This is a genomic window from Prevotella sp. P6B1 (assembly GCF_000702825.1).
Classification (GTDB): Bacteria; Bacteroidota; Bacteroidia; order Bacteroidales; family Bacteroidaceae; genus Prevotella.
The window spans coordinates 113,703-132,931 of the sequence record NZ_JNKF01000016.1 but is presented as its reverse complement, the minus strand read 5'-3'; the positions used below and the strand labels follow the sequence as shown (position 1 = coordinate 132,931).

The 19,229-nt window shown below is 47.2% G+C and carries 17 protein-coding genes; 13 read left to right on the top strand and 4 right to left on the bottom strand.

Translation table 11 applies throughout. From position 1 onward, the window contains the following. Nucleotides 1-236 precede the first annotated feature (236 nt). From T495_RS0113735 to T495_RS0113695, 9 genes are read left to right on the top strand one after another with little or no spacing between them, the layout of a single operon-like run. A complete protein-coding gene (locus tag T495_RS0113735; RefSeq protein ID WP_033149090.1) occupies nt 237-1,412 on the top strand; it encodes a PLP-dependent aspartate aminotransferase family protein in 1,176 nt (391 codons plus the stop codon). A 5-nt stretch (nt 1,413-1,417) separates the two neighbouring features. After that, the gene (locus tag T495_RS0113730; RefSeq protein ID WP_028902502.1) at nt 1,418-1,897 is read left to right on the top strand and encodes a DsrE/DsrF/DrsH-like family protein; all 480 of its coding nucleotides are present in this window, start codon (nt 1,418-1,420) and stop codon (nt 1,895-1,897) included. A gap of 10 nt (nt 1,898-1,907) precedes the next feature. Continuing rightward, entirely contained in the window at nt 1,908-2,132 is a 225-nt protein-coding gene (locus T495_RS0113725; RefSeq protein ID WP_028902503.1) for a sulfurtransferase TusA family protein, read from the top strand. Nucleotides 2,133-2,142: 10 nt separating this feature from the next. After that, nucleotides 2,143-3,582, top strand: coding sequence for a family 2B encapsulin nanocompartment shell protein (locus T495_RS0113720; protein WP_028902504.1), 1,440 nt, complete (start codon nt 2,143-2,145; stop codon nt 3,580-3,582). Continuing rightward, nucleotides 3,583-5,112: a cysteine desulfurase gene (locus T495_RS0113715; protein ID WP_033149089.1), complete on the top strand. Its 1,530-nt coding sequence runs from the start codon at nt 3,583-3,585 to the stop codon at nt 5,110-5,112. 2 nt (nt 5,113-5,114) lie between these two features. After that, nucleotides 5,115-5,327, top strand: a complete 213-nt coding sequence (thiS, locus tag T495_RS0113710; protein ID WP_028902506.1) for a sulfur carrier protein ThiS — start codon at nt 5,115-5,117, stop codon at nt 5,325-5,327. Continuing rightward, entirely contained in the window at nt 5,324-6,133 is an 810-nt protein-coding gene (locus T495_RS0113705; protein WP_197020403.1) for a molybdopterin-synthase adenylyltransferase MoeB, read from the top strand. The genes thiS and T495_RS0113705 overlap by 4 nt, the downstream gene beginning before the upstream one ends. 3 nt (nt 6,134-6,136) lie before the next feature. Then, a complete protein-coding gene (locus tag T495_RS0113700; protein WP_033149088.1) occupies nt 6,137-6,535 on the top strand; it encodes a M67 family metallopeptidase in 399 nt (132 codons plus the stop codon). 26 nt (nt 6,536-6,561) lie between these two features. Next, a complete protein-coding gene (locus tag T495_RS0113695) occupies nt 6,562-6,939 on the top strand; it encodes a RidA family protein (RefSeq protein ID WP_033149087.1) in 378 nt (125 codons plus the stop codon). A gap of 88 nt (nt 6,940-7,027) precedes the next feature. Here the strand turns inward: T495_RS0113695 and T495_RS0113690 are convergent, their stop codons facing one another. After that, nucleotides 7,028-7,549 carry a peroxiredoxin gene (locus tag T495_RS0113690; protein ID WP_231495117.1) on the bottom strand — a complete coding sequence of 174 codons (522 nt, stop codon included), beginning with the start codon at nt 7,547-7,549 and terminating at the stop codon, nt 7,028-7,030. Nucleotides 7,550-7,702: 153 nt separating this feature from the next. On the opposite strand from T495_RS0113690, the gene T495_RS0113685 reads away from it, so the two are divergent. Then, the gene (locus T495_RS0113685; RefSeq protein WP_028902511.1) at nt 7,703-8,503 is read left to right on the top strand and encodes a ThiF family adenylyltransferase; all 801 of its coding nucleotides are present in this window, start codon (nt 7,703-7,705) and stop codon (nt 8,501-8,503) included. On the opposite strand, the gene T495_RS0113680 is transcribed toward T495_RS0113685, so the two are convergent. Together T495_RS0113680 and T495_RS0113675 are read right to left on the bottom strand one after the other, a co-directional pair. Beyond that, complete coding sequence (locus tag T495_RS0113680; protein ID WP_033149085.1) at nt 8,504-9,661, bottom strand: efflux RND transporter periplasmic adaptor subunit; 1,158 nt, start codon at nt 9,659-9,661, stop codon at nt 8,504-8,506. Between the two features lies 1 nt (nt 9,662). Then, the gene (locus T495_RS0113675; protein ID WP_033149084.1) at nt 9,663-13,982 is read right to left on the bottom strand and encodes a CusA/CzcA family heavy metal efflux RND transporter; all 4,320 of its coding nucleotides are present in this window, start codon (nt 13,980-13,982) and stop codon (nt 9,663-9,665) included. A 232-nt stretch (nt 13,983-14,214) separates the two neighbouring features. On the opposite strand from T495_RS0113675, the gene T495_RS0113670 reads away from it, so the two are divergent. The 3 genes from T495_RS0113670 (at nt 14,215) to T495_RS0113660 (ending at nt 18,115) form a co-directional block, all read left to right on the top strand. After that, entirely contained in the window at nt 14,215-14,856 is a 642-nt protein-coding gene (locus T495_RS0113670; RefSeq protein ID WP_033149083.1) for a response regulator transcription factor, read from the top strand. Between the two features lie 410 nt (nt 14,857-15,266). After that, nucleotides 15,267-17,108: a helix-turn-helix domain-containing protein gene (locus tag T495_RS0113665; RefSeq protein ID WP_033149082.1), complete on the top strand. Its 1,842-nt coding sequence runs from the start codon at nt 15,267-15,269 to the stop codon at nt 17,106-17,108. A gap of 434 nt (nt 17,109-17,542) precedes the next feature. Further along, entirely contained in the window at nt 17,543-18,115 is a 573-nt protein-coding gene (locus tag T495_RS0113660; protein WP_155950002.1) for a hypothetical protein, read from the top strand. 50 nt (nt 18,116-18,165) lie between these two features. Here T495_RS0113660 and rsmA read toward each other — a convergent pair whose 3' ends face one another. Further along, nucleotides 18,166-18,963, bottom strand: coding sequence for a 16S rRNA (adenine(1518)-N(6)/adenine(1519)-N(6))-dimethyltransferase RsmA (gene rsmA, locus T495_RS0113655; protein ID WP_028902516.1), 798 nt, complete (start codon nt 18,961-18,963; stop codon nt 18,166-18,168). Between the last annotated feature and the right edge of the window lie 266 nt (nt 18,964-19,229).

Sequence of the window (19,229 nt, the reverse complement as noted above, 5' to 3'; positions counted from 1 at the left end):
CTTGTCATCCTCACCCCATGAAGGGTGAGGACGAATCCCATTTCCATCAGTCTTTAAATCAGGCATAGACCACTAAACAAAGAATATCATTCTAAAACACCTGCCTTTTCAAGGGGTTTTTAGAATAATTATAAAGTTATTGTCCGATTATTAGGAATATCTTCCGCATTTTGTGTAAGTTTTGGAGGATAATTCTAATCATCGTACCTTTGCACCCAACAAAGGGATAATAAAAAATGAAGAGACAGACAATTGCTATCCATACCCCCTATGTGCGACCCGATGCCTACGGTGCATTGGCAGTACCCATATATAATAATGTGTCGTTCGAGTTTAATAATGCACAGGAGATGTCGGATGCCTTCTGCAATCGTATCAAGGCTCCCGACTATGCGAGAATTGCAAACCCTACGGTGACGCAGTTTGAGCAGCGTGTGAAGGCGCTGACTGAGGCCGCCCACGTAACGGCGTTCAATTCAGGTATGGCAGCTGTCAGCACCGCATTGCTGGCAGTTGTAGCGCAGGGCAAAAACGTTGTTACCTCGCGCCACTTGTTTGGCAATACATTAGCATTTATCAGTGGTTCATTGCTCCGTTTAGGTATCAAACCCCGTTTGCGCGACCTTACTGATCTGGAGGCTGTTGAGAAGGCTATCGACGATCAGACGGCTTGTGTGTTCTTGGAAATCGTCACGAATCCACAGTTGGAGGTAGCCGACCTGAAAGCGATTGCAGAGATTGCGCACAGAAAAGGGGTGCCCGTTATTGCCGACTCGACTGTGATTCCCTTTACAGAGACGAACCTCAAGGCATTAGGTGTTGACGTGGAGGTGGTATCGAGTACGAAGTATATCTCTGGAGGTGGCACGTCGCTGGGCGGATTGATTATCGACTATGGTACGTTCCCGGATATCAATAAACGTGTGAAGTACGACTTGCTGATAAATCTTGGTGTGTATATGACGCCGCAGACGGCCTATATACAGACGCTCGGACTTGAGACTCTCGACGTGCGTTATCAGCGTCAGGCTGCCAATGCACAATGGCTGGCTGAGGCGTTAAGAGATGTTCCCGAAATTACCCGTGTGAACTACGTCGGACTCGAGGATAATCCCTATCACGAACTGGCGCAACTACAATTCGGTTCTACGGCTGGTGCTATGCTTACCATCGATCTGGCATCGAAGGAGGCATGCTTTGAGTTCCTCAATCATCTGAAACTCGTACATCGTGCTACTAACCTCTTCGACAGTCGTACGCTGGCCATCCATCCTGCATCTACTATTTTCGGCTTGTTCCCCGACCGACAGTTAGAGCAGATGGATGTGCGCCAGACCACCATCCGTCTTTCAGTAGGGCTTGAAGCGCCTGAAGATATCTTAACAGACATTCAACAAGCAATCAATCAGTAAGAAATATGGCAGAACAAAGAAAACTAAGCATCATCGCCTTCAGTGGCGATTTCGATAAGCTGACGGCAGTATTCACATTAGGTACAGGCGCAGCGGCAGTGGGTTACGAAGTGAACATCTTCTTCACCTTCTGGGGGCTCGATGCCATCAAACAGAAACAGGGGCGCTCGTTTACGGGTGGCAACTGGCTTACCAAGCTGTTCGGCTTTATGATGGGGGGCTTGAAAGTGACGCCCACCAGTCGTTTCAACTTCCTCGGCGCTGGTCCGAAGATATTCCGTTACCTGATGCGTAAGAACAACGTGGCAACGCTTGAGGAACTGGTTGAGGCAGCTAAGGTGCTCGGCATCAACCTCTATGCCTGCGAGATGGCAATGCACGTGCTCGGTCTGAAGAAGGAGGACTTCATCCCCGAGGTGAAGGATGTGCTTGGGGTAGCTTCGTTCTTGAAGCTCTCTGATGGCGGACAAACATTGTTTATTTAAAGGTAAGGATATGGCAACAAAGGTATTAGACATCACGAAGGAACATTGCCCCATGACCTTCGTCAAGACAAAGATTGAGCTGTCAAAGCTCAACGAGGGCGACATCCTGGAAGTGCTGCTTGCGGAGGGCGAACCTCTCGACAATGTGCCCCGCAACGCCAAGGAGCAGGGCTACAATGTTCTCGCTGTAGAACACGTAGAAGGAACAACACATAAAGTAATAATTAAAAAGTAAGAAAAAGATTATGGCAGATTCTAATTTACAGCGCAGTGTGACCACTGCTACCGCCAGACGACTGGCAACCACCACCAAGACTGCCCCGCAGATGGGCTCCATCACTCCAAGACTACTCCTCAAACTGCTGCCTTGGGTGCAGGTATCGGGTGGTACATTCCGTGTGAACCGTACAAAGGTCGAACTCCGTAAGAACGATCGTCTGCCCATTATATTCCAGAATGGCGTCCCTTCGTTCACTGCTAAGGATTTGAAGGTCATCCCTCTGTTCTCTGAGTTCGACGATGAGATCCTGCACCGTTTGGTAAGTTCGTTCGAGGCTAAAGAGGTTGATGTAGATAAGTTCTTTGTTGAAGAGGGTAAGGACAAGCAGCGTTTCTTTATCGTTGCTTCTGGTCAGGCCGAAGTTATCAGTAAGGGCCCTCACGGTGAGGATCTTCGGATTGCACTGCTGGGCGATGGTGAGTACTTCGGCGAGGCCGATCTGCTTGACGAACAGGAGTCAACGGTATCTGTTCGCGCCATCACACCAACCATCTTCCTTGGTTTGAAACTGAAGGAACTGATCCGGTTTATCAAAGATGTGCCCGATTTCCGCGAGACTTTCGATAAGGCTGTTGACAAGCAGTTGCGCCTGAAGGCATCAGTCAACGATAATGGCGAGAAGCACATCGATCTCGTCAGTGGCCATGAGGAGGACAATATCATCCCTGAGACCTATATTGATTACGAGGAGAATCCAACGGAGTACCCCCTGAACACACTGCAGACCGTGGTTCGTGTACACACCCGCGTGAGCGACCTCTACAATAACCCCTATAACCAGTTGGAGGAACAGCTGCGCCTGTCAATCGAGAGCATCAAAGAACGTCAGGAGTGGGAACTTATTAATAACAAGCAGTTCGGACTGCTTTCTGCTGTAAACCCAGCCTATCGCATCACCACGCGCTATGGTTCACCCACCCCCGACGACCTCGACGAACTGCTGTCGTTAGTCTGGAAAGAGCCCACATTCTTTATTGCTCATCCTCGTGCTATTGCAGCTTTTGAGCGTGAATGTACATGGCGCGGTGTACCACCTGTAACCACCGACTTGTTTGGCACAAGAGTTATCCTGTGGCGTGGCGTTCCCATCATTCCATCGGATAAGGTAGAGGTAGAAGGTCAGTATCTGACTGGTCGTGGCGTTGGTACCACAAAGATTATTCTGGTACGTGTAGGCGAGAAGAATCAGGGTGTTGTAGGATTGCACCAGAGTGGTATTCCTGGTGAGATTGCTCCTTCGTTGAGTGCACGACTGATGGGACTCGACAAGTTTGGTGTGGCATCATATCTGCTTACCAAGTACTTCTCGCTGGCCGCTCTTACCGGCGATGCTATTGCCGTACTCGAGAATGTAGAGGTGGGTTATTATCACGACTATCAGCATAGAAATAAAGTAGAAAAGTAAATGATAAATATATCAGAACTTAATAATTTTCCAACAGAAGATGGTGCTACGCTGGCTCTACTGAAGGAAGTCGCACAAAAGTATTGCCCAGAGGAATTGCAGGCTGAGCGACAGGCTATTCTGCCTGACGAAAGTCTCAATCTCTCAGAGCTGGAAGCTGGTTTCAAACAGCTTCTGGCTGGGGGTAATGGCTATGGCGAATTGCCTTACATCGGAGATGCTGACGTGCAGACTTCGTCATTGCCGAAGGACAATGGCTTTGGTATCGGTATACCTGAGACACAGAAGCTACGCGACCTGCACTATGAGGAGGTTGATACGCTGAACTCCGACCAGATCAAGAGCGACTTTCCTGTACTGCACCAGAAAGTGAACGGTCACGATCTGGTATGGCTCGACAATGGTGCTACTACACAGAAACCTAATCAGGTCATCGATAAGATCTCTGACTACTACCGTACGTACAATTCAAACATCCATCGTGGAGCGCATACCTTGGCGGCTCGTGCTACGGATGCCTATGAAGAGGCGCGCGAGAAGGTACAGCGTTTTATCAATGCTGCCACAAGCGAAGAGATTATCTTTGTACGTGGAACCACCGAGGGTATTAACCTGGTGGCACAGACTTATGGACGCCAGTTCCTGACGCCTGGTGATGAGGTTATTGTATCGGAGTTGGACCATCATGCGAACATTGTGCCTTGGCAACGTGTATGTCAGGAGAAGGGAGCCACACTACGTGCCATCCCTACAGACCAGAATGGTGATTTGATCTTATCGGAGTTCGAACGACTGATCACGCCTCGCACACGTTTTGTCTCAGTTGGACATGTAAACAATACCTTCGGCACCATCAACGACGTGAAGCGTATCATTGAGATAGCCCATGCCCATCAGATACCTGTACTGATAGATGGCGCGCAGTCCATTGCCCATACACCTGTGGATGTGCAGGCGCTTGGCACTGACTTCTTCGTGTTCAGCGGACATAAGATCTATGGTCCAAATGGTATCGGCGTAGTGTATGGACGCAAGGAACTGCTCGATAAGATGCAGCCCTGGCAAGGTGGTGGCAATATGATTAAGGATGTAACCATTGAGCGTACGGAATATAATGAGCCACCTGCTCGCTTTGAGGCTGGCACGCCTAATGTGGCCGATGCCATTGGATTAGGGGCTGCACTCGATTATGTGAGTCACCTTGGCATCCGTAATATCGAGCACCACGAGCATCAGCTTACTGAGTATGCCCGTGAACAGCTTAGTCAGATTTCTGGACTTACGCTTCTCGGCAATCCTAAGAACCGTGTGTCGGTAGTGAGCTTTGTACTCGATGGTATTCCCGTTCCAGAGGTGGGTACGCTGCTCGATAAAGAGGGAATAGCAGTGCGTGCTGGTCATCATTGTGCTCAACCTGCCTTGCGCGCTTTAGGCTATGAGATGAGTGTCCGCCCCACCTTTGCGCTTTATAACACCCGCGAGGATGTGGACAAGTTAGTAATTGCAGTTAAAAAGATAATTGGTAGATAAATATGGCAAAGATAACAGTTAATGGAGAGACACAGGACGTGCAGCTGCCACTCAACTTGACAGAGCTGATCAAGCAGAATAATGTGCAACAGCCCGAAATGGTGAGTGTACAAGTAAACGATGATTTTGTGGACCGTACCGAATGGGATGGCCTGCAGATCAAGGAAGGCGATGTGGTTGATTTCCTTTACTTTATGGGAGGAGGCACGTTATGATTGACTTTACCGAAGAACAAATCCAGCGTTACTCTCGTCATATCTTGTTGCAGGATGTTGGCGTAGAGGGGCAGGAGAAAATTATGAATGCCCGTGTGCTGGTTGTGGGAGCAGGTGGCCTTGGAGCGCCTGTGTCGCTCTATTTGGCTGCTGCGGGCATAGGCACCATCGGTATTGTGGATGCCGACGTGGTAGATCTGAGTAATCTGCAGCGTCAGGTTATTCACTTTACCAAGGATGTCAACGTGCCAAAGGTGCAGAGTGCCAAGGAGAAGATACAGGCTATTAATCCCGATGTAAAGGTGGATACCTATTACGAGTTCCTTGATTCATCGAATGCGCTCGACATCATAAAGGAGTACGACTTCGTGGTTGACGGCACTGATAATTTCCCTGTGAAATTCCTTATCAACGATGCGTGTGTGATGGCTGGAAAACCATTCTCGCATGGTGGCATCCTACGCTTTAATGGTCAGACATTTACCCATCTGCCTGGTACGGCTTGCTATCGTTGTATCTTTAAGGAACCACCTCCAGCAGGAGCTGTTCCTACATGTAGTCAGGCTGGCGTTCTGGGTGCTATTGCAGGAATGCTTGGCACTATTCAGGCAGCTGAAACTCTGAAGTACTTTACAGGGATAGGTGAGTTGCTTACCAATCGCCTGCTCACCTTCGACGCTAAAACCATGCAGTTCCGCACCATCAATGTCAAACATCGTGATTCGTGCGAAATATGCGGCACCAACCCTACAATCGACCACCTGATAGATTACGAACAGGCGGCATGCGACTTAAAAAACCACTAAATAATGAAAATAGAGAAAAAGATTGTTGATGAGTTGATTACCCAAGCCCAGCAGGATGCACCCAACGAAACGTGCGGCTATCTGCTGGGCATTAGCTCTGAGGATGGCGATGTGGTGACAGAGAACTACTGGATGGAGAATATTGATCACTCGCCAGAACACTTTGCTTTCGCACCGAAAGATCAGTTCGCAGCATTAAAGTATGCCCGAGGCAAGGGACTGAGGATTCTTGCCAACTGGCATAGTCATCCAGCTTCGCCCTCGCGCCCTTCGCAGGAGGATCTTCGTTTAGCCAACGACCCTACTATCCGTTATGCCATCCTATCGCTACACGAAGGTATTCATCTGAACTCCTTTAAGATACTGAATGGAGAGGTAGTTGATAAAGAGGTACATTTATAAAATAGAATAAATTAATGATTTGACATATGAAGAAAGTTATCAGTACATCGAAAGCACCTGCTGCTATCGGACCGTATAGTCAGGCCATTCAAGTAGGTAACCTTGTTTATACATCAGGTCAGATTCCTATCGACCCTGCTACAGGTAGTTTTGTAGAGGGGGGCGTTAAGGAACAGGCCCGACAGTCGCTTATCAATGTAAAAGCCATCCTGGAAGAGGCTGGACTGACATTGGATAACGTTGTGAAGACCACGGTGTTCCTGGCCGATATGAACGACTTTTCCGATGTGAACGCAATTTATGCCGAATTCTTTGCTGAGCCTTATCCTGCCCGTTCAGCTGTAGCGGTGAAAACACTGCCGAAAGGTGCCTTAGTAGAAATTGAAGTGATAGCAGCTCAGTAGCTCTTAGAAACCAAATTCAGTGTATTTGATGAACAAATTCAGTGAATTTGATGCACAAATACACTGAATTTGGTATTGATGCTCCGTGTTATTTTAATTCTTTCAGCAGCTTCTCAACCTTCTGATACTGTACGGTTGAGAGCAGAATCTTGCCTTCGGGTGATACCACTATCATAGAAGGAATCCATTGTACACCGTAGGCTTTGGAGATATCTGTTTCCTTAAACTTCTTCAGTTCGCTCACCTGAGGATAGCTGATGCCATACTGTTTGATGGCCTTCTGCCATGCTTCAACGTTGGTATCCATCGATACGCCAACGAACTCAACCTTATCAGAGTGGTACTCATTGTATAGGCGTACCACCTCAGGAGCATCCTTGCGACAGTCGGGGCACCACGAGGCCCAGAAATCCAGCACTACGGTCTTGCCTTTCAGCGAACTGAGGCTGAGGGGTTTGCCATCGGGCGTATTCATCGTAAAGTCGGGTGCCACAATGCCTGGCTGTATCAGGTTGGTGGCGTACTTGGCATCCAGATCATCGTCGGCCGTCTGGGCTTTTGTGTGTATGGCGAAACCTGCTAATAGCAGGACTGCCAATGCTGTTTTCATTTTGTTCATGAGTCTTTTGTCTGTTTTGTTCTATATTTCGGTTGCAAAGTTAATGGAAAAATCTTAAATTGGTACGTTGATTGGCAAATTTCTTGCATAAAATACCATAGATTAGGTAAGAATTTCGTACCTTTGCAGCCAAAAATTCAGACGATGGCTATAGAACAAGCAATTTTCCGTAGAAGTGAGCTGTTGCTCGGTAATGAAACGATGGACTGTATCTCGCAGAAGCGCGTGATCATCTTTGGTGTTGGAGGGGTAGGCTCGTGGTGTGCCGAGAGTCTGGTACGCAGTGGTATCCGTCAGTTGACGATTGTGGATAGTGACCGCGTATGTATCACAAACATCAACCGACAGCTGATGGCAACAACTAAGACCGTCGGGCAGGTGAAGGTTGATGCACTGAAGGAACGCTTGCTCAGCATTAATCCATCGGCAGAGATAACAGCCCTGCAGAAGATCTTTACAGCAGAGACCGCTGATGAGTTTGCACTTGATACTTACGACTATATCATCGATGCCATCGACTCGTTGAAAGACAAGGCAGCGCTTATCCTCTTAGCCTGTCGTACCAATGCCAAACTGTTCTCATCAATGGGGGCTGCACTGAAACTTGATCCTACACGTATCAAGGTTACAGAGTTCTGGAAGGTACAGGGCGACCCACTGGCGCGTGCACTAAGGAAAAAATTCAAGAGTCAGAAACAGTTCCCTAAGTGCAAGTTCCAGTGTGTTTATAGCGATGAACTCCTTGAGAATCGTGGGCAGAATGCTACTTGTGGTACAGAGCAGTGTATGTGCCCCAAAGCAAAAAATGGTCCAGGTGACCAGAGTCTCCTGAACCATGAGTGGTGTTCGTCGAAAGCGCAAATAAATGGTACACTGGCTCACATCACTGCTATCTTCGGTTTCATGTTGGCTGGATTGGTTGTTGAGGATATCAATAACCGCTGATTAGTCTTCTTCGCCAGTCTCTGCTTTCTTCATCTCCGAAAGGATGTAGTAGCTTCCATTAAGAGCGAACTGAGTATTAGTGACAGACTCGTTAAGACGTACAATCTCTACAAAGCCCTTTTCTTCGCGTCCCTTGGTCACCTCAACAGGATGGAATGTCCAGATGCCTTTTTCGTGTGTAGCGGTAAAGGCATAGGTCTTGCCTGCATTGTCAACTAATCCCTCCGTACTGAGTGCTTTCGTCAGCTGCGAATCAGATGCAATCTTGCCGCACAGATAGAAACCCTCGGCAAATTCGTGTTCCCCCCCTTCGATGGTAGCGCGAACATGTGTGGCTTTTGGGGTGTCATTGAAAATCTTGCCGATAGAGGTTATTCTACCTGTAAACTTGTCGCCGCAAGCCGATTTTAACTCAAATACTACTTGCTGACCAACTTTAATTTTTGGCAGATCCTTTTCGAATACCAGCAAGTCGGCATATATATCATTGAAATTTACGATATGAAACAACGTCGTTTGACTGTCAACATACTGTCCTGTTACAGCATTAATCTGCTCTATTGTACCTGTAATAGGTGCACGCAAAGCTACCGATGTGAAGGTTTTCCCGTTAGCGATGCTTGTGGGGTTGATGCCCATCATCTGGAGTTGAGCACTTGTAGTGCGAAGTTGACCCTGCAGCAGACGGTATTCTGATAATATCTGCTGGTAATCTTTGCCTGAGCCCACATGCTCCTGATAGAGCTTCTTTTGTCGTTCGTATTCGGAAGCCACGTATATCAGACGATTGTGGGCTTCGAGATATCGACTTTGAACATCAAGCAGATCCGGATGCGAGATCCATGCCAGTAGCTGACCCTTGTTTACCTTCTGACCTTCGTGAACCAGAATCTGTTTAACGTTTCCACCTATGCAAGGTGATACGGATGCCTGACTCTGAGGAGCTACTGCTAACTTTCCATTGGCTTCAATCTCACCCGAGAACTCATGGTTAGGCATTTCACCGAAGCTGATGCCCAGTTTCTTTACTTGTTCATCGGTTAGGGTAACGTCTGTTACTTCTTCCTCAACTTCTGTTGTATATTCTGGCTCTTTATCAGTGTGATTGCATGCCGTAAACGTAAAGGCTGCAAAACATATTATTACGATCTTTTTCATCCTAAAAATAAATTAAGTTCATTCTGTTGTTAAGATATTCGCTATAGACGTCCCAAAAGTTAAGTTGCACTTGGGTAGCCTCTTTCATGTTGTTTATGAATTCTATGTAATCGGTAGCACCCTGATAATACGATTGGATGGTTACGCGTTCTTGTTCGGCTGCTAATGGCAGTTCAACTTCGCGATAGTACTTCAGTTGCTCGCTCCATTTTCTGTCTGTCGCACTGAGACGTTTTAGTTTGTGGTACAATTGTGATCGGGTATGGTCTTGGCGAGCCTGCTCAGCAGCCAGTTGTAGCTTACCTGATTTTGCTTTGGCACCACGGGCCATGCTGAATAATGGCATACTCATTCCCACTTCATAGGTCCAGAACCCCGATTTGTTACCAATCTTCTGTGAGCCTCCCTGTAGGTAGAACTTAGGTAGATAATCTGCTTTTTCTGCTTTATTCTGTCGCTCAGTCAACTTCACTTTCTCGTTGGCCAACAGTAGTGCAGGATGATTCTCAATAGTAATTGGTTCGTCATCTATGATTAATTGGTATTCTGGTACATATTGGGTGTCATCGCCCAGCCATCGGTTAAGGTTCTGCAAGGCTATTGCCTCATCCTGTCGTGCCTGCTGGAGTGATAATATAGCACGATGCCACTGCTGCTGCGCACTGAGATATTCAAGTTTGGATGCTGCCTCTGTTTCATATCTTAACTTGGCTGCCTTCTCAAAATCACGATAGATAGAGTCTAAATGTTCATAGACCTCTGTACGCTGATGAGCTACGATGGCATTGGCATAATCGATGCCGACTTCATGCATCAGCTCGCGCTCTGCCACTTTGGTTTCTGCCTCAGCTGTTTTTGTCTGTTGACTCAGAAATCCTTTCTTGGCGCCAATACTCAGGATGTCGAAGTTCTGACGGACGGCAATGAGTGTGTATGTTGCCTCGTTACCATTACCGATTTCCTCGCCACCAGTAGATATCTCTGTTTCGCCTATATCAAAAGCTGACTGATTAAGTGCTTGTTGACTTTCGGCGTTGAGACGTGCTGCTCGCATGGTGGGATAGTTCTGGATGGCCTTCTGTTGAGCCTCTTGCAGACTGATGGTTTGTGCGCCTGCTGTTGAAGGCATTATCAGCATACATGCTAACAGAATGGCTGTTATAGCTTTCTTTGTCATCTTTTTTGGGTTTGTTCTTTCTTCAAATGCATATAATATGGGTACAACAATCAATGTCAGAATGGTGGCGGAAAAGAGGCCGCCGATGACCACTGTGGCCAATGGGCGTTGCACTTCGGCACCTGCTGAACCCGAAACGGCCATGGGCAGAAATCCAAGCATGGCGGCAGTTGCAGTGAGTAAAATAGGACGTAAGCGCTCACGTGTGCCTTTGATAATGCACTCGCGGACATCACTAATTCCTATTTCCCGTAACGAGTTGAAACGGTTGATCAGCACCAATCCGTTGAGTACTGCCACGCCGAAGAGTACGATAAATCCAATACCTGCTGATATGCTGAATGGCATACCTCTCAGGGCTAAAGCTAATACACCGCCAATGCTGGCCAATGGTACTGCCATATAAATCATGAGTGCTTGGCGTACGGACTTGAGAGCTAAGTACAGTAGCACAAATATCAGTAACAGGGCTATGGGCATCACGATGGTCATGCGGTTTCGTGCATCCTGCAGGTTTTGGAATTCACCGCCATAAGTGATATGATAGCCTGTAGGCATCTTCAACTGCTGGTCAAGTCGCTGTTGTATCTCATCAACCAGTGATTGTACATCCCTGCCACGTACATTCACTCCTACATAGATGCGGCGTGAAGCCCGGTCACGACTAATCTGCATGGGACCGTACTCATAGTCGATTTCGGCCACCTCCTTCAGGGGTATTAATGAGCCATCGGGCAGGTCAACATAGAGATTCTGTATATCCTCAATGCTCTGACGTTCTTTTTGATCAAGTCGGATAACCATGTCGAAACGCTTTTCGCCTTCGAAGATGACGCCAGCCTTGGCACCTGCAAAAGCGGCCGATATGTGATTGTTGAGTTTGTCAATGTCAAGACCATATCGGGCTACCCGTTCGCGGTCATACTTTGCGGTAATAAGGGGCAGTCCTGCTGTGCGTTCCAAGGCCACATCCTCTGCACCGTTTATCCTGCTGATGATATTCACCATCTTCTCACCGATAGCGTTCAGTGTGTCAAGGTCTTCACCATACACTTTCACGGCAATATCCTCACGAACACCTGTCAGGAGCTCGTTGAAGCGCAGAGCTACAGGTTGTGAGAAAGAGAAATTCAAACCTGGCAGGGTGTTCAGTTTTTCGAGCATCCTTTCGATAAGTTCTTCCTTTGTCTGGGCATTCTTCCATTTGCTTTTGTCCTTCTCAAGGATGATAAATGAGTCAGTATAGTCAAAACCCATCGGGTCGGTTGGTATATCGGCTACACCGATGCGAGCACAAACAGTCTTGATTTCAGGAAAGTTTTTCAGTAGCAGACGTTCAACTTCCTCCTCGCGTTTGATGGTCTCATCCAGCGAACTGCCTGGACGTAGGAATGTCTGCATAGCAATATCGCCTTCATCAAGTTCGGGTATAAACTCGCCACCCATCCGGCTGAAGATGATGCCTGTAATGATGAACAAAACAACTGCCATCGCAACAATCCAACGTTTATGTGTTAGTGAGTAGGTCAGTAGCGGTTGGTAGCCTGACTGTATAGCCTGCATCATTTTTCCACTCCATCTTTCTAATGCTGATTCATATTTTGCTATCCTATTATGGGGATTCTTTATTGGACGCAGTAATAAATCAGAAACTACGGGAACGTAAACCAGACAGAGAATGAGAGCGCCCAATACCGCAAAGGCAAAGGTATAGGCCATGGGTTGGAACATTTTCCCGCTGACACCAGAGAGAAAGAGAATGGGTGTGAACACTATCAGGATAATTAGCTGTCCGAAGAAGGCTGAATCCATCATCGTTGAAGCACTCTCGTAACTGATACGATCCATATCTGTTGCCGTTTGTCCTGTACGCTTGTCGTAAATCAGGCGCTCCACCTTGTGTACGATGCCTTCGACTATGATGACTGCACCATCTACAATGATTCCAAAGTCGATAGCACCAAGGCTCATCAGATTTGCTGATACATTGAATAATCTCATCATGATGAAGGCAAAGAGCAAAGCCAACGGGATGACCGATGCTGCGATAATGCCGCCACGTACACTTCCCAGGAGTAGCACCAGTACGAAGATGACTATCAAAGCTCCCTCAATCAGGTTGCGGGCAATGGTGCTGGTGGTACGTTCTATGAGATTGCTGCGGTCGAGGAATGGCTTGATTTCGATATCGGCAGGGATGCTTTTCTGTACTTCCTGTATACGCTCTTTGACGGCGGTTACCACCTTGTCGGCGTTTGCTCCCTTTAACATCAGTATCATACCACCCACTGCTTCGTGGCCGTTCTGGGTAAAGGCTCCGTAACGTACCTGATGACCAAAGCGCACATCCTCTGCTACATCACTGATGAGTACGGGTACGCCGCCCTCGTTCTTCACTACAATAGCCTTGATGTCATCAACAGACTTGACTAATCCCTCGCCTCGGATAAAGCTTGCCATGTGGTTCTTCTCGATATAGGCACCACCTGTATTCACATTGTTTTTGCTAAGGGCATTGAAGACCTCCTGCATGGTCACATGTCGCGAGAATAGCTGCTCCGAACTGAGTGCAATTTCATATTGTTTGATACTGCCGCCAAATGAGTTGACATCTACTACACCAGGAATCATCGATAGCTGACGCTTTACTACCCAATCCTGCATGGTGCGTAGCTCCTGAGGTGTGTATTTCGAAGGATTCTTAGGTTGTAACGTGTACTGGTAAATTTCGCCAAGCCCCGTAGTGATAGGACCCATTTCCGGCTTACCAAAGCCTTCCGGAATCTGTTCCTCCACCTCGTCCAGTTTTTCCTTTACCAACTGCCGAGGCAGGTAAGTTCCCATATCCTCCTTGAACACCACTGTAACAACCGACAGACCGAAACGTGATACAGAACGGATATCTTCAACACCTGGTAGATTCGACATAGCCAGTTCTACGGGATAAGTAATAAACTGCTCGATATCGAGCGTTGAAAGATTTGGTGACGACGTAATCACTTGTACCTGATTATCTGTGATATCAGGTGTCGAGTCAACATTGATCGTGTTCATACTGTAAAGGCCGCCACCAATAATAATCACCAATAGTAGTAGCACAATAAACTTGTGACTGATGGAATAGTATATTATCTTATTAATCATACTTTTAGTTTAATTTCGGCTGCAAAGGTATTACAATAAGAATGCAACTCGGTTGCAAAGTGGTGCCTTTTGTGTGCATATAGAATATTATTCTACTACCCCGATTATTATGCTCTGAAATTAAAAAAACAATCTAATATTTCTCCGATCAAAGATATATTCTCTAAATATCGATAGATATTTGGATGTATTATCTATTCTTTGTACCTTTGCACTCAAAATCAGAACAGTTATGGCAAAGTATATTATAGCAGATAATCAAGAGATAACAAGGTTCGCTATCGACAGCCTGCTGCGTAAGGATGAGGCGAACCAGATATATCGGGCGTCAGACAAAACTAGTCTGATAGCTCAGTTAAAGGAGCATGAGCATGCCGTGGTGATACTTGACTACACGTTGTTTGATTTTGCCGATGAGGACCAGTTGTTGATTGTCAGCGAGAGGTTTGCTCTCTCACAGTGGCTACTGATCAGTGATGAGCTGACGCCACAGTTCCTGCGTCGCGTCATCTATTCCTCGCATCAGTTCAGCATAGTGTTCAAGGATGGTTCGATGAAGGATCTGCGTGATGCTTTGCATGCCATTAGTCGTCATGAGCGTTTTATCAGTCAGCGCGCACTCGAAGTTATCATCACTCAGCAGAATGAAGAAGAGAAACCCGATATTCTGACAGCAACCGAATCCGAGATTGTAAAAGCCATCGCCCAGGGTAAAACAACCAAAGAGATTGCCGAGGAACGATTCTCAAGCATCCATACCATTACCACCCATCGTAAGAATATCTTCCGAAAGTTAGGGGTTAATACGGCTCACGAGGTTATTAAGTATGCCATCCGTGCTGGCCTTGTTGATCCATCGGAGTTCTATATTTAATGTAACGATTAGCCCCAGGCCTTTGTCAGCAAATGGCGTCTGACGTTGGTCTGGGGCTCGCGTCTGCAGTTGGCGTTTTTTTCGTTCCATATAACAACTGCGACATTGTCAAAAGGATAATTGATTATTAGGTTATATTTTATTGATAAAGAAAGGACGTTTCAACTTTCCGAGTGCAAAGGTATAGCAAAAAATCCGTTCCCACAAGAGCTTAGACAAATGGTCGGGCGGTTTCAGACAAATCGTCGGATAAAGCAGACAATCGGTCGGATAAAACGACAGGTTGTCGGACGATTCGTAGGCATTTTTGTCGTCTACGTCAAGAAAACATGGGTAAAAAGTGCAATAAAACTTGGGTTTATTTTAAGGTTTTTAAAATATTGTGTACCTTTGCACCCGTAAAACTATAGATGATGAGAAATATTAAGTATATATATATAATAGGTGTAGTTACTCTTCTTACTATGCTCGTAGCTTGTGGCAGTAAGCGCACTGAGAAACAGGGCCGCATTCCTGAAAATATTATTCGCACACATGGCGATAGTATTGCGCTGGCTGCCAGGTTTTCCGGCGACTTTAAGCATTTCCTTGCTGTTACAGATAGTCTGGCAGCTATTGGTGAACTCTCGCCGATACGCGCCGAAGGCTATCGTGGCGTAGCCTATTTCCAGATGGGGCAGATGGATAAGTGCATCGAGTGTTTCCGTCGTGTCGTTGCAATCGAGAATCCTCCTGCCGAGGATTTCTGGGAGTATATCCACGCCGGAACCAACCTCGTCATCATGCTGACTACCGATCGCGATTACGACAACGCCATGCGTACAGCTCTCCGCCTTATCGACAAGTTGAAGAGTGTGGACGGTTCTAATCGTCCATCCGAATTACAGACACTCTACCTGAGTCTTGGCGACACGCAGATGATGCTTGAGCGTCATGATGAGGCTGCTAAAAGCTATGCCGAGGCGTACAAGTGGGTATTGCAAACGCCTAACGACTCAACGAACCGTGGAATAGCTGCCAGCATACAAACCCTTGAGAATATTGCTGTTACACATCTCCATCATAAACTTGATGAGGCTGGTGTGTGGGTCGACCGTATGGACTCGCTGGTTACTCTCTATGAGAAGCAGCCTAAGCCGATTGAAAAAGAGGTGAAGACGCTGCGTGCCTTGGTATTGCTCCATCGTGCAGAGGTGTGCCAGATGCGTGGTCAGATAGCCGATGCCTACCACAATTATGCCGCCTATTCTAGTACCGACTTCGGACAGAGTATCGAAGGTCGCATTAATGGTTGCGATTATCTGGTGGCAGCCCGTCGCTATTCCGAGGCAGCTGATAACTATATGCATTTAGATCAGTTTATTAGGGATTGGGGCTATGAGTACGATCTGGAAACTATCGCTAATAATCTCTTGCCCAAGTTACGTGCTAACTACCACGCCGGACGTCGTGACTCTGCCCTCCGAGTGGCTATGCAGATATCCGAGGTTTACGATTCTGCCCTCGTACATCAGAAGCGTAGTGAATCGGCTGAGCTCGCTACCATCTATGACACCCAGGGAAAGGAGCGCCAGATAGCAGAGCAGCGTGCCCAGAACCGTATCGTCACAACTATCAGTATGGCTGTCACTACAGCGTCGTTGCTTATTCTGGCCTTAGGGCTCTATGCCTTTCTGCAGTGGCGCATCACCAAGCGTCGCAACCGTATTCTGGCCCGTCAGATTACCGAGGCGGTAGAGTATAAGGAGAAGTACAGGGCTTTGAAACAGGCCCAGCAGGAGAGTAAGGAGCAAGAAGTTGAGCTATCTGATCCTCCTGCTCAAAACAGCCGAATTGCTGATCCGGCAGAACAGGCTGAAACCACCACTATTGGAGCGGGACTCAGCATCTCTGATTTTACCACGCTTACCGATGAACAACTGTTTTTGTGTCTGCGCGATCTGATTGAGAATGAAAAGCTGTTCCTGCAGCCAGAGTTCGGACGCCAGTCGCTCATCGATCGTACCGGGTTGTCGAAGGAACGTATCGGAACTGCCTTCTCGCAGGGGAGCGATAGTGTGTCGTTGCCGGCATACATCCGTGAACTGCGTCTTGATTATGCTGTAAGTTTGATGAACAGTCAGCCCGAACTGAACGTTGAACAAGTGAGTCAGGCCAGCGGATTTACCAGTGCCGACACCTTCACCCGCAACTTCCGCGCTAAGTATGGCATGACGCCAACAACCTATAAACAAACGAATTACAACCCGTAGAACCATCCGACGTCATGTCGTTTGGTCCGATAATTCGTCGTTTTATCCGACGATTTGTCTGAAAGCGTCCGACCATTTGTCTGTGCTCTTGTGGGCACAGACTTTTTGTTTTATCTTTGCACCCGGAAATGTGAAACTCGTAATTGCATATGGAAACAACTCTGATGATATTGGTGTTCTTCACCTTAGTGGTACTTGTCATGGCTATACAGTTGATGACACTCGACGAACCCCGTAGTAATAGAAGGTATAACAAGTGATACAATAAATGTTGAGAGTATGGAAATAGTTCTGATAATGCTGTTGGCCATAGCAATAGTGTTGTTTGTTATTGTTGTGGGAATGTTAGTGCACGATATGAGTACTTAGCATGGCGAACTGTCATATTCGCAATGGTCTATGAAGAAAAATATGTTTATTAAACAGATACAGTCATGAAAAAGTTCTTTTTAATGGTGGTAGCTGTCATGATGGCTACGATGAGCGCTGATGCTCAGGACAAGAAAAATGAAATCGGTGTGTTTCACGGTATTGAGTCGGCCTCAAATGTTGTCTCGTACGTTACAAGTGGGTTCGCTGCCGCTGCTGGCGACCAGAGTTCATGGTGGGGTCCTGTCGGTGTCGAGTACTATTACCATATCTCGCCGGTTGTGGCTGTAGGTGGTGTGGCAGTATTTGCAGGTTGTGATGCTGTGGACAATGAAACCAAAACGAAGGATTTGAATGAGACGTTCATCACAGTGATGCCTTCGGTAAAGTTCAACTGGTTGCGTAAAAAGGCGTTTGGCATGTATTCGGCTCTCTCTGCCGGTGTGATGTTTGCTTCAGTCTCTGTCGAGGGCGAAGCTAAGGCTCAAGATCCGAATGCCAAGGATGAGACACTCACCACATTCATGTTTCAGGCTACAGCCCTGGGTATCGAGTTTGGCGGCAATGTCCGCGGATTTGTTGAGGCTGGTGCGGGCGAGAAAGGCATACTCTGTGCCGGTTTGCGCTATAGGTTCTAATCCTTTGTGCATCTATACGCTAATTGAAACGTTATTAAGATACAAGGTTGCTACTGTGTAATAGCAGTGGCAACCTTGTTAGTGAGTTCGATAAACTCGGGGATGGAGAGCTGCTCAGGGCGGCGCGTCATCATCTCGTCGTCGAAGAAACCTGCAGGGGCTGGGTGGTTGGCGTCGAAAATCTGGCGTAGTGATACGCGTAGCATCTTACGACGCTGGTTGAAGGTGGCTTTGACCACGCGACGGAATAACTGCTCGTCGCACCCCAGGTCGGTCACCTCGTTACGCGTCATGCGGATCACGGCACTTTGTACCTTGGGCGGTGGATTGAACACGCCTGGCTCTACGGTGAACAGGTATTCTACGTTATACCATGCCTGAATGAGTACCGACAGAATGCCGTACTGCTTGTTGCCGGGTTGCGATGCCATACGGACAGCTACCTCGTGCTGAATCATACCTGTACAGCAGGGTATGAGGTCCTTGTTGTCGAGCATCTTGAAGAATATCTGTGAAGAAATGTCGTAAGGGTAGTTGCCGGTGAGCACAAACTGCTGCCCGTCGAACACCTCGTGCAGGTCCATGCGTAGAAAGTCGCCACCAATGATGTTGTCGTTGAGGCGTGGGAAATGTTCCTGTAGATAGGCAACACTCTCACGGTCAATCTCGACCACCTTGAAGGGACGAGGCTTTTCAACCAGATACTGCGTCATCACACCCATGCCAGGGCCGACTTCGAGAACAGGGATGTCGGGACAGGCATCAACGGTGTCGGCAATGCGCTTGGCGATATTCAAGTCGGTCAGGAAATGCTGACCGAGGTTTTTCTTGGGTCTTACTTGCTTCATGGCGACAAAGATACGAATAAACGAGTGAAAAACAAAATAAATCGTGATTTTTCTAAATCTGACACAAAAAAATCGCAGATTGATTAAATCTGCGACTACCTTTTACGTGTGTTTGATTACTTATTGTTGTCGATGTTAACAGCAACGGTTACTACCAGTGATACTGCTAATGCAAAGGCAGCCATGGTCATCAGTAAAAAACTTGTCTCTAATGTTACCATAATTAATTTCCTTTCTCTAATTCTTTATATGTTATCCTTAAAACC

Coding starts and splice junctions, on each gene's coding strand:
- T495_RS0113735 (WP_033149090.1), top strand. CDS start 237: ATGAAGAGACAGACAATTGCTATCCATACCCCCTATGTGCGACCCGAT.
- T495_RS0113730 (WP_028902502.1), top strand. CDS start 1,418: ATGGCAGAACAAAGAAAACTAAGCATCATCGCCTTCAGTGGCGATTTC.
- T495_RS0113725 (WP_028902503.1), top strand. CDS start 1,908: ATGGCAACAAAGGTATTAGACATCACGAAGGAACATTGCCCCATGACC.
- T495_RS0113720 (WP_028902504.1), top strand. CDS start 2,143: ATGGCAGATTCTAATTTACAGCGCAGTGTGACCACTGCTACCGCCAGA.
- T495_RS0113715 (WP_033149089.1), top strand. CDS start 3,583: ATGATAAATATATCAGAACTTAATAATTTTCCAACAGAAGATGGTGCT.
- thiS (WP_028902506.1), top strand. CDS start 5,115: ATGGCAAAGATAACAGTTAATGGAGAGACACAGGACGTGCAGCTGCCA.
- T495_RS0113705 (WP_197020403.1), top strand. CDS start 5,324: ATGATTGACTTTACCGAAGAACAAATCCAGCGTTACTCTCGTCATATC.
- T495_RS0113700 (WP_033149088.1), top strand. CDS start 6,137: ATGAAAATAGAGAAAAAGATTGTTGATGAGTTGATTACCCAAGCCCAG.
- T495_RS0113695 (WP_033149087.1), top strand. CDS start 6,562: ATGAAGAAAGTTATCAGTACATCGAAAGCACCTGCTGCTATCGGACCG.
- T495_RS0113690 (WP_231495117.1), bottom strand. CDS start 7,549: ATGAAAACAGCATTGGCAGTCCTGCTATTAGCAGGTTTCGCCATACAC.
- T495_RS0113685 (WP_028902511.1), top strand. CDS start 7,703: ATGGCTATAGAACAAGCAATTTTCCGTAGAAGTGAGCTGTTGCTCGGT.
- T495_RS0113680 (WP_033149085.1), bottom strand. CDS start 9,661: ATGAAAAAGATCGTAATAATATGTTTTGCAGCCTTTACGTTTACGGCA.
- T495_RS0113675 (WP_033149084.1), bottom strand. CDS start 13,982: ATGATTAATAAGATAATATACTATTCCATCAGTCACAAGTTTATTGTG.
- T495_RS0113670 (WP_033149083.1), top strand. CDS start 14,215: ATGGCAAAGTATATTATAGCAGATAATCAAGAGATAACAAGGTTCGCT.
- T495_RS0113665 (WP_033149082.1), top strand. CDS start 15,267: ATGATGAGAAATATTAAGTATATATATATAATAGGTGTAGTTACTCTT.
- T495_RS0113660 (WP_155950002.1), top strand. CDS start 17,543: ATGAAAAAGTTCTTTTTAATGGTGGTAGCTGTCATGATGGCTACGATG.
- rsmA (WP_028902516.1), bottom strand. CDS start 18,963: ATGAAGCAAGTAAGACCCAAGAAAAACCTCGGTCAGCATTTCCTGACC.